The 13,472-nt window shown below is 46.4% G+C and carries 9 protein-coding genes and 1 riboswitch; of the genes, 2 read left to right on the forward strand and 7 right to left on the reverse strand.

Annotated features, from left to right (window positions below; genetic code table 11):
- Positions 1-147 precede the first annotated feature (147 nt).
- Positions 148-1,605 carry a DUF4892 domain-containing protein gene (locus tag ACUZ8J_RS16470; RefSeq protein ID WP_446694383.1) on the reverse strand — a complete coding sequence of 486 codons (1,458 nt, stop codon included), beginning with the start codon at positions 1,603-1,605 and terminating at the stop codon, positions 148-150.
- Positions 1,606-2,591: 986 nt separating this feature from the next.
- On the opposite strand from ACUZ8J_RS16470, the gene ACUZ8J_RS16475 reads away from it, so the two are divergent.
- Positions 2,592-3,470 carry a hypothetical protein gene (locus ACUZ8J_RS16475; protein WP_446694384.1) on the forward strand — a complete coding sequence of 293 codons (879 nt, stop codon included), beginning with the start codon at positions 2,592-2,594 and terminating at the stop codon, positions 3,468-3,470.
- Positions 3,471-4,054: 584 nt separating this feature from the next.
- Here the strand turns inward: ACUZ8J_RS16475 and ACUZ8J_RS16480 are convergent.
- From ACUZ8J_RS16480 to gbpA, 3 genes are all read right to left on the reverse strand, one after another.
- On the reverse strand, positions 4,055-6,211 hold the full coding sequence (locus tag ACUZ8J_RS16480) for a S46 family peptidase (RefSeq protein ID WP_011623769.1): 2,157 nt from the start codon (positions 6,209-6,211) through the stop codon (positions 4,055-4,057).
- A 238-nt stretch (positions 6,212-6,449) separates the two neighbouring features.
- Entirely contained in the window at positions 6,450-7,625 is a 1,176-nt protein-coding gene (locus ACUZ8J_RS16485; protein ID WP_446694959.1) for an aromatic amino acid transport family protein, read from the reverse strand.
- 561 nt (positions 7,626-8,186) lie between these two features.
- Entirely contained in the window at positions 8,187-9,662 is a 1,476-nt protein-coding gene (gene gbpA / locus ACUZ8J_RS16490; protein WP_446694385.1) for an N-acetylglucosamine-binding protein GbpA, read from the reverse strand.
- A 125-nt stretch (positions 9,663-9,787) separates the two neighbouring features.
- A riboswitch (cyclic di-GMP riboswitch) is annotated at positions 9,788-9,883 on the reverse strand.
- 402 nt (positions 9,884-10,285) lie between these two features.
- Between gbpA and ACUZ8J_RS16495 the strand changes: the two genes are divergently transcribed.
- Positions 10,286-10,843, forward strand: coding sequence for a TMEM165/GDT1 family protein (locus tag ACUZ8J_RS16495; RefSeq protein WP_041408851.1), 558 nt, complete (start codon positions 10,286-10,288; stop codon positions 10,841-10,843).
- A gap of 71 nt (positions 10,844-10,914) precedes the next feature.
- Here the strand turns inward: ACUZ8J_RS16495 and katB are convergent, their stop codons facing one another.
- The 3 genes from katB to ACUZ8J_RS16510 form a co-directional block, all read right to left on the reverse strand.
- On the reverse strand, positions 10,915-12,375 hold the full coding sequence (gene katB / locus ACUZ8J_RS16500; RefSeq protein ID WP_446694386.1) for a catalase KatB: 1,461 nt from the start codon (positions 12,373-12,375) through the stop codon (positions 10,915-10,917).
- A gap of 346 nt (positions 12,376-12,721) precedes the next feature.
- On the reverse strand, positions 12,722-12,967 hold the full coding sequence (locus ACUZ8J_RS16505) for a YgjV family protein (protein ID WP_086902120.1): 246 nt from the start codon (positions 12,965-12,967) through the stop codon (positions 12,722-12,724).
- Between the two features lie 52 nt (positions 12,968-13,019).
- The gene (locus tag ACUZ8J_RS16510; RefSeq protein WP_374915729.1) at positions 13,020-13,457 is read right to left on the reverse strand and encodes a PaaI family thioesterase; all 438 of its coding nucleotides are present in this window, start codon (positions 13,455-13,457) and stop codon (positions 13,020-13,022) included.
- Between the last annotated feature and the right edge of the window lie 15 nt (positions 13,458-13,472).

A 13,472-nucleotide genomic window follows, 5' to 3' on the forward strand; every position in this document is an offset into this window, starting at 1 on the left:
GAATGCCCTCAAGTTGCTAGCCTGAATTTGAGACAAATACCTGCGCGAACAATATCTGCCAAAGAGCACCAATGAAGATAAAAACGCCTGAGATGACTCAGGCGTTTTAGATGGAACGAAGATAGCCTTTCAAGCTGATGCGTTGAGCTACTTTTTATCGGAACGAAGCACTAACTCCACTCTGCGATTCAATTTTTGTCCAGCATCATTTGTGTTACTGGCCACAGGGCTGTATTCCCCGTTTCCGTGGGCGGTTAATTGGGCCGACGGAATTTTAAACCCGTCACTCAACTGCTTAATCACTGCTGCGGCGCGGCGCTCCGACAGGCTTTGATTGTAACTCCGCTCGCCCTTGTCATCGGTATGTCCGACCACATAAAAACTCAGCGTCGGATTCTGCTTAAGATAACTCGCGAGGACCTCGAGTACAGGCTTGGACTCAGGTAACAAACGCTCACTGTCATAATCAAATAGCAATCCCTCCAACGTCGCCTTGCCAGTTTGGCTAATCGCATCGGTCAGGGCATCGAGATTAATCGCCACACGATCATCTTTCAGAGTAGAAAGCTCCATTACCCTAAGCGTAGTATCGGCAGGTGTGCCATCGAAATATCCTTGGGAATAGATATCGAAGTAAACATCTCCCTTGGCGTGACTCAGCTTAAACAGCTGATACTCCTGCCATTCGTCCTCTTTATCGTCCTTGATTAATTTGATGGCATTGATCAGGCTATCATCGTCGCCGCAGGCCGTACCTTTACAGTGGAATACCCGTTCAGCCTGCAGTTTTTGTGCTGCTGCGGCATAATTGCTGTTGATTTCAAACAACGAATAGCTTTCAGGCATCTGATAACTTATTTGGGTAAGCTTGGCATCCAGCGATTGGGTTTGATAATCTGCGCCCGAGATCCCCACCAATACAGGCACTTGGATAAAGTTAGTTTGTTTGTAACTGGTAATATAACTGCCGGGCATGCGCCCCAATAAAGGATGGTCGGTCGCGCCTTGAGCATCGTCACTACGCCTATCTTTAATCTCAATTTGCTTCGGCGCCTGCTGTAAAAAGTCACTATTCGCTTGGATCAAATCCAGCGGCTCAGGGATAGCATCGAGGATATCGACCTGCAGATAGGTATATCTATCCTCGCGATTGACGACATAGATACTGGCGTAAACCTCACCGCGAGTACCTTTCAGTTTTGCCGCCACGTAAGCACTGTGATAGTCGGCATTCACACTTTTAAGCGGCTTTAGCTGAGTTTGCATCGCTTGACCATCACCGCAGCTGGCGGCCTGACAACTAAATAACACTTCAGCATTCAGCTTTTTTAGCTGTGCCAAATAGTTATTGATTACATGTTCAGGACTATACCCCTCGGGCAACTCAACGCTTTGTCGAGTCAATTTGCCTGATACAGGCAACAGAGTGAACTTGCCACCATCCACTGCGGTAATTAGTTCAAATGGCGTAAAGTGGATACGCTTTTCTTCAGGCGATTTGGCGTCAGGAAAGGGAGTAAACAGCGATTCAGCATTCACCACAAAAGTAGCGACACAGCAGGTCGCAGTCAAAAGTACAGCACTCAATAACGTCTTATGTCCCATAAAAAATCCTTTTCTGTGGAATCTAGCTCTCGCGAAGCAATTAAATAGATAAAAATAGTGACGGGATAATACGATAAAATTTTTTACCTAGGTATTAAACGACATAAAAGTAATACTTTTTATTGAAAAGGAAATACGGGAAATACTGCGAAGAAATAAAGAAAAATATAGAAGCCCCATCTTTAAATAGCACACAGAAGTAGAGATACCATGTTCATATGAATGTGAAAGAGCAGCCATGCGACCAACGGTCACTATTGCAACAATGGCAATTTTAACGACCATTGAACTGTTCATCTGGCTAAAAGCTTTTTGCCCCCAAACAAGACAGTCGAATCGGATATTGCGTTATATGCTTTGCCACTGTTTCCCCAGTGACACGCCGTGAATATATCCCTATAGGCTCGACGGCGGCATCCATGCCGCCAACGGTCACTGTTGTAACAGTGGCAATCTTAACGACCATTGAACTGTTCATCTGGCTAAAAGCTTTTTGCCTCATTCCGTGTTTCGGCTCGTTAGCTCAATCGAAAATTCCCATACCTGCTGCCATATATATTCTTATCTATTTGCCTATGTTTGGCCTTACCAGAAATTGGCTAACAATGTATGGGTATACAGTCATATTTAAATTTAAGTATTTTAGTATTTTAGTATTTTAGTATTTTAGTATTTTAGTATTTTAGTATTTTAGTATTTTAGTATTTTAGTATTTTAGTATTTTAGTATGATTTTAAGACAAAATCAGTGCGCACTAATTCCATCCGCAATAAATAAAACGCTATAAAATCAGGTGAATATAGTAACTGAATTTTAGTTAATAGGTTTGGAAAACGCGCATGCGCGTTTTTCCAGATGGTGTATTTGGCAGAAAGCTGATAAGTTCTTTACATACAGATAGTTAACCGTGCGCGTTTTCACTGGTCTAACAAGGTAAACGCGCATGCGCACTAATCAAATGTTAGCATTCAGGAGTACTCTATAATATGAATAAATGTCCAACTTGTACTCAGTTTCGTAAACTTGATGCTCACCTATTTGAATTAGCATCTTTTTGTGAAAGTTTGGGTAATAGCGTTTCTTACGACGGGGACGAGGGTGAGGTAAGTGTATCCACAGAAACCATAGGTCAGTGGTTAATGTTGGCGGCACAGCTTGAAGAAGTAAAAATCAACACTTGGAAGTTTGCAGATGATTCGGGGCTATATTGTCGACCCGCAGCTGATGCATATGACTCTGACATGAAGCATTATTCTTCATACGCTACTGTGTTAACTCGCTTTATTTTTGTGTCTAACGCACTTGAGGAAATGTATCGTTTTATTGTTCCGTCATACCTCAATCACGATAAGATCAAAAATAAGAAGCTGCACAAAGCTAGCATGCAAGCAGCTGCGTTAGTGGACCATAGTACTGAGTGTGAACTGCCCCTTCATTTCCATCATAAGATCGATAGCCTCATTAAATCTATCGAGGTGTGTTCTTATATCAATAAAAAACCACTTGGTGGTATGAAAGGCGTCAAGAAGTCAGATATAAGTTATGGTCTTCATTTAATTAGGAATATTAGGAACTATATTGCCCATGGTGTTTTTCCAATTGCAGTAAACCCTGAATGGGACCTAGATTATGAACCGTTAGAAGCCTTGTATGGTGTTCTTCTTAACGCATGCAGAGCTGCTTGTTTCTATATTCAGATATTGCTGAACAAGTATAATCAGGGAATGCAATCATATGACTATGATCATGCAGCTAGTGCGATAGGGGAAGAGTTTGACTACTTTCGAGATCACTGCACACCAGAGTTAGCTTTAAAGCTACATTTATTGGGTCAATTTAGTTTTCAAGCACCTTTTGAATGCTAACAAACAATTTAAGAGTGATTCCCCACGCTTGGCATTTTTGGTTTGGGTTTAGTTTAGTGTTTACGGTGTCCAATTTGACTGGCGTGGTAGCGTGGCTCACACCTTAATTGGGCGTTAACCCATAGAAATTTTTTCCGAAACAGACGCGTTAGAGTTAAAGCTTTAACTCGAAAATGTCCCAAAGCATGCTGTGTGTTTCTTTAAAACCTGCAAGCTACACCGATGCTAAAAGGGTGAGTCATGGTGATTGGCGAGACGACCGTCCGCCTCAAGGACGAGGCGGTCGAGCATCCACGGATGGACTTGAACAACATCCCTGTTTAACGGCCAGTTCGCCATCCATGGCTCTCGTTCATAAGCTTAGAAACCCTAGGTTTCTATTCACCGTGTCGGTGAGCGAATACCATGGCTCGCCTAGCAATACTGCTATCTCAACAGCTATCAGTAGTCATTGCACAAAAAAATAGCGATAAACTTACTTAGTTTATCGCTATTTTGATGTGTTGCTATTGCAGTCTTATATCACGCTTAAATGCTGATAATCCGGCCACTATAGGCCGCACCATTGCTGATGCGGCGATGGATTACTTAACGATTTCCATCTCGGCTAGCAGGTTGTCGGCATTATCTAAATACTTCATTACCCACAGCATATAACGGCTATCGACTTGGATTGAGCGGTTGATGTTATCGTCGTACGCCCAGTCACCGATGATGCTTTCATACACGCCATCGAACAGTAAACCCACTAATTCGGCGCGGCCGTTTAGGGTTGGAGAACCAGAGTTACCGCCCGTTGTGTCTAAGGTCGACAGGAAGTTTACTGGTACAGAATCGATGGCTTTCACATAGAAATCACCGTATTGCTTCTGCTTGATAAGCTCTAACTGCTTTTTCGGCGCATCGAATGGGTCAACGCCAGTGTCTTTTTGCACTATACCTTCGAGGCGAGTAAAGGGCTTAGCCACTAAACCATCTTTAGGTTCATAACCTTTAACATGGCCAACGGTCACGCGCAGACTAGAGTTCGCATCGGCGTACACTGGCTTACCTTGCTCACGGTTATAGGCAATGATGGCATCCATATATTGCGGACGCACTTTCATCAGCTCGCCATCTAACTCTTTCTCTTTCTTCTCTTCGCTCATGTTGGTGTCATACATGGCCACGGCGAATTGAATAAAAGGATCCTTAGAGGCTTTGAAGTCATCAACGGATTTTTCCATCCAAGCTAAACGCACATCTTTGTTGCCCAGCTCGGTTTTGGCGTACATTTTGTCTAAGGTTTTCGCAAGTTTAGCTTCGTTAACCTTTTTATCGATACCAAAGGCTTTATCCATTGCTGGTAAGCGCTGCGCCTCGGGTAATGCGGCATAACGTTTAAGCATATCCAATAGAACGGCCTTATCGACACTTGGCGCATAACGGCGATCGATACGCTCCATGCTCGCCTTGAAACGCGTCATATCGCGGTCTTGGAAGCCGGGTTCGCGTTGCATATCAGGCAATTGCTTCTCATGGGCTAGACGGTACAGATTGGTCGCCGTTGGCACCATAGTCGTGTTGCCAATGTAGCTTAAAATCATATCCCGTTCTTGATGGGCTTTGCTTTTGGCGATCAGCGCGTCTAGCTCGCTTAAGGTTTTACCGTATTTGGCTTCGCGGCTGCTGTCTTTGGCAATCCATGCGGCGAGCTCGGCTTCACGGGCCTTGCGGTCGGCTAACATGGTGGATTTGCCATAAAACTCGATCATCGAGGTGAAGTTTTTAGCGTAGTTCGCTAAGCCAGCGATTTGGCTCTCGTACTTAATGCGCTCGTCGCTGCCTTCTGGCGCTGTTTCTTTGATGATTTCAATAAAACGTTCGCGCAGCATCTTGCCTTCTGGGTAAGCCCATTCGAACTGATTTTGCACTTCGTTCGCGGTGCGGTATCTGTTAGTGCGGCCGGGATAACCCGCCACCATCACAAAATCCCCTTCACTCACGCCTTTGGCCGAGACTTTTAAGAAACTCTTTGGCTCGTAAGGCACGTTGTCGGCGCTAAATTCGGCGGGTTTACCGGTTTTAGACACATAGGCGCGGTAGAATGAAAAGTCGCCCGTGTGGCGCGGCCACATCCAGTTATCGACATCGCCGCCGTATTTACCGACGCTGCCCGCTGGGTTATAGACTAAACGTACGTCGCGGATTTCTAACTGTTTTACCAGATAATATTCTAAGCCACCGTGGAAGCTATACACTTGGCAGCGGTAGCCTTCATCCTTTTCACACTCGGCAACGAGAGCTTTTTCTTGGTTCTCAACGCCTTGATAAAACTCACGGCCCGCTTTGTTTTCAAGCCCAGCGTTGACGCGCTCAGTCACATTGGTCACCTCTTCGGTAACATAAACGCGAGAACCTGGCGCTGCGGGTAATTCATCGGCAAAGGTTTTAGCTAAGAAACCGTCCTGCAACAGGTTTTTCTCTGCAGTCGAGTTATATTGAATCGAACCATAGGCGCAGTGATGGTTTGTCACCACTAAGCCTTTTGGCGAAACAAAAGATGCCGTACAGCCACCTAGGCTGATCACGGCATTCATGGGGAATTCGGTCAGTTTGGAAATCGATTTCGCATCAATCTCTAAGCCTTTCGCTTTGAGTTCATCGGCCATTGCGGGCAATTGGTGTGGCTGCCACATACCTTCATCGGCATGGGAGGCAAAACTCGCCGCCACGGCAACTGAGAGTAACCATTTTTTCATTATCTTAAGTCCGTTTTAGGTGAAGAAAGCCGAGCGCTTGCGAGGCCATTTCTTATATTTATTGGGATTACATGCCACTTTGGTTAACGCTAAAAAGCAAAAAGTCAGGCACTGGGCCTGACTTTAGCATATCGCACGCACTCTATAACAGAGTTAGAAAAATTCGCTTACAAAGCAAATACATTCATCATATTTATCGGTTTAACTCTACCGTTTCAGTACGCTAAACGGCTTTAACTTACAGCGCGACAAATAACTGAGCGCCGATAATCACCGCGCCTAGCAAACCCGCAATCCCGAGGGCAAATGCCCCGCCAGACACTTGGTATCCCTGCGGCGTGGCTTGGCGCTGACGCAGTGCCATCACGATCGGCAGGAAGATAATCATCACCACCAGCGGCACGGCGGCAAAGCCTAATACCGCAACAAAACCTTCGGGTACATAGAGCGCGCACAACAGCGGCGGCACAAAGGTTAACAACCAGGTTTGGGCGCGACCGAGGAAGGTCTTCTTCGCGCGGGTCAGTTCGGCCACAAAATCATACAGGCTTAAGGTGACCCCGAGGAAAGAGGTGATTAAGGCTAAATCCGCAAACAGCGAAATACATTTGCTGATCCAAGGCGTGTGGGCAATCTCTTGTAATGCACTGATAAGCGCAGGTAAAGAGCCATTAAAGCTGCTGATTTCGGTGCCACCCACTGTGCCTAAGGTCACCAATAACCAGAAGATATAACACGCGAGCGGAATGGTTGAACCGATTAATAATACTTTGCGCAGCGACACGGCATCGCCATCCAAATAACGTACTAAGGTCGCAATACACACGTGAAAACCGAAGGAGGTAAACACCACGGGAATCGCCGCCATCCAACTGCTAGTCATGGACTCGGCCACCGCACTGGTTGCCATACTCGAGATACTGACTTCGGGTAATAAAAACAGCACGACCACAATCAGTAATAAAATCATCAGCGAAAACAAGAAGCGCGAGGCTTTATCGACCCAAGCGACTCCTAAGGCCGCAAATCCACCCAGCACTAAGGTAAACAGCACGACCGCCAGTTGGTTATCTAACACGAGGTCGAACATATTTTTGGCTTTAAGTACTAATAGCGATGAACCGCCCGTCAAATACGCCGCCGTTAAGGCAAAGAGTAAGCTGAGAAAAGAAGCACCTTGCACCATTTGGCCTTTTTTGCCGAGGAGTTTGCCCGTGATGGCGTGGACGTTATCACCGACGCCTGAGCGCAGGTTAATCTCAAGCATTAACAATGAGGTATAGGCTGACAAGCCCCAAATCACCACCATTAACAAAATGGCTGGCACCATGCCTAAGGCGGCCGTGGCTAAGGGTAAGGCTAACATTCCCGCGCCAATGGCGGTCCCCGCGACAATGGCTATCGAGCCTAACATTTTTGAATTCACACAATTATCCTGTTCAAGTATTAATTATTATTTTTTAAGGTTTTTTGAGTAGATTTGAAGGATAAAGCCTTGCGCACTCTGTGATTAAGCCAACAGCAATCTCAAACGAAAAGCGTCACTAAACTTAAAGCATCCAATCCGATCTCAAAGAGCAGATCAATTGGCCCCAATAGCTTTTGAATATTTCAACCCAGTCGCCATTGAGGCTAACTAAATCGTTTGCAGAAAAGTGACATTAATTTCAACCGTGATTGCCTTAGCAAAGCAGCGACATCGCGCGTAAAAGAAGATAGCTCTGGACATTAACAGAGCCAACCCCAGCGGGCAAGCCAGTTATAGACAAAGATGAAGCCGCTTTGGCTATCCGAAGGGGAAATGTGAGTAAAAGATAAAAAAACGAGGCGGAACTGTTATCAAAACAATAAACCCTGCAACACCTGTGGCATTGCAGGGTTTATCAATGAGTTTAGCGATTCGCTCACGGGGATACGGGATTGCGCTAAAGCGGATTAACGCGACTCACAATCCGCTTATTCCCCAGTTAACCAATTACAGCTCAGTCCAAGCCATATTCCAAGAGCCGCCGACACCCGGTTCAAACCCAGTTGCAGTGGGCGACCATTGCATGCAATAACCACTGTAAGGCCAAGGTTTACATTGATAGACCTTGCCAGTTTTAGGTTGCAGCACTTTAGTGCCCGCCACATAGTTTTTAACTCCCTCGGGGAAGACAAAATCGGCATCCGGCGCTGTGGTTTGATCTTTTAAGAACAGATCGAAGTTTTGCTGGATAACCTCACCTTGCTTCGGCTCGCCCTTCACTTGTAAGTGATAATGGCCTGCCTTTGGCGCGACGACATCAAGCACTAGACTCGCGTTGGTGTTGTTGACCGCTTGTGTGACATAACCAGCTGCCGTGCCATCGTGGCTAAATAGGTAAGCCGAGACCTGCATATCCGCATTAGTGCTGACATCGAAACTGACCTTTGCGGCACCATCGACAATGGTGTAATCATCGGCCAGTGACGTGACATCGAGCTGATTGCCCGGCGCAGGCGCAATATCAAAGCTCACTTCCACTCGCTCTAGGCCTGAATTAGGCGCGGCATAAATCTCATTTTTACCGTAAACGGGCGAGATTACCCCAGAGGCATTCTTCTGCCCCGCCTTAAGTTGTGGCTGCTGGTCATTAATGGCACTGGCTAACAGGAATGGCCAATTTTGCTTGGCGCCTTGAGTAGTGTCGGCAATGGTTATCTGGGTTTGCTTGGCAGTTTGCTCGCCATTAGCATCAAACACCCGCGTCATCACCTTATCACCCGCCTTAAGATCGAGTGACGGATTGATATCGCCAATATCGGTCCACTCGCCCGGCACCACAACATCTGAGCTAAAGTTCACATCGATGGCATTATAGAAACTGTTGGTGGTATCACCGACTTCCCACACGGCCAAAATCACGTGATAACCGCTTCTGTCTTCAGGCACATAACAGTTATGTGTCACTAACTTAGGCGGCTGCACCATGCCTCCGTCGACCACACAGAAGGGAGCTAAGTCAAAGCTTGCACGGCTCAACGCTTGGTTTTGGTCCCACCCTTGGCGAGTTAAATAGTAACGCCAATTGCGGGTCACGTGGTTAGCGGTGAACTGCCAGCTAAAGTCATTCCAACCCGACTTAATGTCATGCTTAGACCAACGGCTTGGGCTCTGTTCATCCAAGGGAGAAAACGCAGCATTGGCTGCACTGGCAATTTTACCGTCGGCAGGGCCTGACTCAGGAAAACCTGATGGGCCTTCAACACTTTGCGGTTCCCACTGAACGGCGCCGCAGTTTAAATTGCTGCCAGTTTTACAGGCGTACGAGCGTGATTCTGGTGAAACCACATAACCGTGGGCCGACGCCGTTTGGCTAACTAGCGCACTCGTTGCGCTTAAGGCCAAGGCAATTAGGCTTAAACGAGCCAGTTGTGGGTGTTTGTGGTTAGCATTTCTGATTGATGTAAAAGCAGTTAGATGTGCCACTTTATTGTACTCCGTAGGGCGCCTTTCTCGACGAGATTGGCATAGGTATAAAAGTGGTATTTAGGCAAAACAGCATTAAGCAAAGCCGTTTATTTTTCAAAGAATTAAAAGCATCAGCTCAATTCTGAGGCAACCCCGCTATCTTAGTTTCAATATCCCTTTACAACCTTAGACCGGAGGCTTTGCGTCCTAATTTTTCAATTAGTTTGCCAAATACGGTGGATCTCCATTGAAGTTAACAGTATGTAACTTAAACATTGAGACCCGGCTAACCTAACAACAAAAGACAGCGTTGTCAAAATTTAAATTATTACAATTCAATGCCTTAAAAAACACTAAGCGGTATTTTACTGGCACCTGTCAGATTATTTGCCCTCTGACTCGATGAGTTTAATCTTGAAACCCTGTTGCACTTGGGTATAATGCCCACCTCGCTTCGGGGGAGTAGCTAACTGGATTTCGAGCCATCGATATTCAGGGTGAACATCAACATACTTGGCCGCATGCCATGGTGTTCACAGCAAATCATCGATTTGTCCTGCAAGACCTGAGCACAGTAACCGCACCTAGGGGTGGACGGTCTATTGTGCTTATGTCAAAAACCACCCCTAAAAGGATCACACTTGGAAGCGTTACTCGCCTCAACCTTTACGGTTGCCATCGCCGAGATTGGCGATAAAACCCAACTGCTTGCCCTATTACTCGCTGCAAGATTTAAAAATAAAACTGCGATTATCTTGGGTATTTTACTCTCAACCCTGTTTAACCATTTTGCCGCCGCTTGGCTTGGACAATGGGCGATTAACTGGGTGAGCCCAGATGTAGCACGCTACTTGGTTGCCGCCTCCTTCTTTGCGATTGCACTCTGGGTACTGATCCCCGATAAAGTGGACGCCGAGGAGAGCCGTTTCTATAAGATGGGACCCTTTGTTGCGACCTTTATTCTGTTCTTTATCGCCGAAATGGGCGACAAAACCCAAATCGCAACTGTCGTTTTAGCCGCTAAATACGATGCCTTAGCCATGGTGGTTGCAGGTACTACTTTGGGTATGTTGCTAGCGAACGTCCCAGTGGTTATTGCGGGACATTTTAGTGCCGAAAAATTACCAATGAAGTGGATCCACAGAGGCTGCGCAATTTTGTTTGCCCTGCTCGGCGTAGCAACCTTAATGGTTAACTAATTGATAAAATGAAGATAAACAAAAAGGCCAGTGATAACACTGGCCTTTTTTTATGGGGCTAACGAATCAACTTATAACCCGAGAGCAGTTTGGATCCGTTGACCGTAATCGGCATCTGCTTTGTGGAAATGTGCCAGCATACGTTGCTGTACCTCTACACTTGCCTGACGCAGTGAGCCAGAAATCGTTTCCACTAAGCGTGCTTTCTCGGCTTCGCTGAAGATGCGATACAAATTACCCGCCTGAGTGTAATCATCCTGATTGTAACGGCTGTAACGCGCCGCTTCGCCATCTAAACGCAGTGGTGGCTCGGCAAAGTTTGCCGGTTCAACTAAAGCACCCGCAGTGCTGTTTGGACCATAGTTAGCCGCGGCATCGCCGCCGGTTTGACTACCGTGGTACGGGCATTGTGTTCCCGCCATGGCTCCCGCACGTTGGTGATGGTTGGCTTTAGTCGCATGTGGGCAGTTTACGGGTAACTGGTTGTAGTTCGCCCCAATTCGGTAACGCTGCGCATCGGCATAGGCGAATAAACGCGCCTGCAACATCTTGTCGGGCGATGCGCCCACACCTGGTACTAAGTTGCTCGGGGCTAATGCCACTTGCTCGACTTCGGCAAAGTAGTTTTGCGGTAAACGATTTAGCTCTAACACACCAATCTCAATTAACGGGTAATCGCCATGTGGCCACACCTTAGTCAAATCGAATGGGTTGATATGGTAAGTGTTGGCATCAGCCTCAGGCATAATCTGTACGTTCACCGTCCAACGAGGGAAGTTACCGTCGGTCACAGCTACCACCATATCGCGCTGGGATGAGTCAGGGTCGATACCCTTTAACTTATCGGCTTGCTCATTAGTTAAGTTCACCACGCCTTGCTGCGATTTGAAGTGGAACTTCACCCAGAAACGCTCACCTTTAGCATTCCAGAACGAGAAAGTATGCGAACCATAACCATGCATTTGGCGGTAGTTTGCCGGAATACCACGGTCAGACATCAGAATCGTCACTTGATGCATGGCTTCAGGGTTTAATGACCAGAAGTCCCACATAGCTTGTGGATCTTTCAAATTCGTCAATGGGTTACGCTTTTGAGTATGGATAAAGTCAGGGAACTTAATACCGTCACGCAGGAAGAAAGTCGGCGTGTTGTTACCCACGATATCGTGATTACCGCGAGCGGTATAGAAGCGTAAACCAAAACCACGGGGATCGCGCTCGGCATCGGCAGACCCCATTTCACCGCCTACAGTAGAGAAGCGCACGAAGGTCTCAGTTTGCTTACCCAAACCGTTAAAGTGATCGGCGATGGTGTATTCGCTTAAGTCTTTAGTCAGGGTGAAAGTACCGTATACGCCAGTCCCTTTCGCATGCACAACACGCTCAGGAATACGCTCACGGTTAAAGTGGGCAAGTTTTTCAATTAAATGCCAATCTTGCAGTAGTAAGGGACCACGCTCACCCGCTGACAATGAGTTTTGATCGTCAGCAATTGGAGAACCGCTTTGGCTTGTTAAATACTGTTGACTCATATCTTGCTCCTCATTCTTGATTGGTGTTAACCCAAGATTCAATTAAATCGTAAATGGTGGCCATGGCTTCTCTCCTTGGCAGGGCGACGTGTTGTCGATGGAGTTAGAATAGGCAAAAATACGAATTCAATAAAACGATTAATATAGATTCAAATAATCTACATTTCAGATTAACGAAGAGTACTTAGATCATTCAGGGAGTAAAGTTCACTCCCTGAATGTGATGAAATAGCCAGCAACAGAATAAAGAGTATACCAGTCGCAACGCAAACCGACTTGGCAAAAATGAGAACTTGAGCTTAAGACAAACTTAAAAAATACTTCAATTGATTCAGAGTGCTACATATTACTCATTGACAGAACTCGCCTGCTCGCGATAGATAACGACCAAGTAATAGGCATCGATTAACACGATAAAAAAGTTAACCGCCGCCACCGGATAAGCTTGTATCGCAACCCCATAGGCAACGAACAATGCCGACCCCAACAAGTTCCACCAGCGTAACTTTTTGATGTTAGACATCATCAAAGAGATGGCCACCACCACAGATGCCAAATAACCAACCCATTCCCACATCATTGCACTATCCATATCACGTCCTTATTTATCGATTGATACAACTAAACAGGTTGGTTGAGCCTTCTTAGCGTTTTACTACCGCCGCCGTCATCCGTGAAATACAGGTCAACTCCCCTGCACTATTATGGATTAAGATTTCCCACACCGAACTGCGTTTCCCCAAATGAACTGGTTTAGCCGTCGCGGTCAGTACGCCATTACGCGAAGCGCGTAAATGGTTGGCGTTAATCTCTTGTCCAACACAATAATATTGCTCGAAATCTACCGCAAAGTTTGCGGCATAGCTGGCCACGGTTTCGGCCAGTGCCACGTTCGCGCCGCCATGGACAATGCCTAAGGGGTTATGTATGGCGGGCGTGGCAGGCATAGTCGCCTTCATATAGTCATCGCCAATCTCGCTGATCTCGATCCCTAGGGTCTGCATCAGGGTGCCTTTGCCCCCCATACCAGCATCTAATCGGGCACAATCCTCTAAGGTGACAGGTCTAAACCAAATACTCATTTCAACATCCTAGTA

The sequence above is a fragment of the Shewanella sp. Koi 1 genome (genome assembly GCF_052907445.1).

Bases quoted from the DNA above. Each gene is read 5' to 3' on its own strand.
- ACUZ8J_RS16480 (WP_011623769.1), bottom strand. From the start codon at position 6,211: ATGAAAAAATGGTTACTCTCAGTTGCCGTGGCGGCGAGTTTTGCCTCC.
- ACUZ8J_RS16470 (WP_446694383.1), bottom strand. From the start codon at position 1,605: ATGGGACATAAGACGTTATTGAGTGCTGTACTTTTGACTGCGACCTGC.
- ACUZ8J_RS16485 (WP_446694959.1), bottom strand. From the start codon at position 7,625: ATGTTAGGCTCGATAGCCATTGTCGCGGGGACCGCCATTGGCGCGGGA.
- ACUZ8J_RS16505 (WP_086902120.1), bottom strand. From the start codon at position 12,967: ATGGATAGTGCAATGATGTGGGAATGGGTTGGTTATTTGGCATCTGTG.
- ACUZ8J_RS16510 (WP_374915729.1), bottom strand. From the start codon at position 13,457: ATGAGTATTTGGTTTAGACCTGTCACCTTAGAGGATTGTGCCCGATTA.
- katB (WP_446694386.1), bottom strand. From the start codon at position 12,375: ATGAGTCAACAGTATTTAACAAGCCAAAGCGGTTCTCCAATTGCTGAC.
- ACUZ8J_RS16475 (WP_446694384.1), top strand. From the start codon at position 2,592: ATGAATAAATGTCCAACTTGTACTCAGTTTCGTAAACTTGATGCTCAC.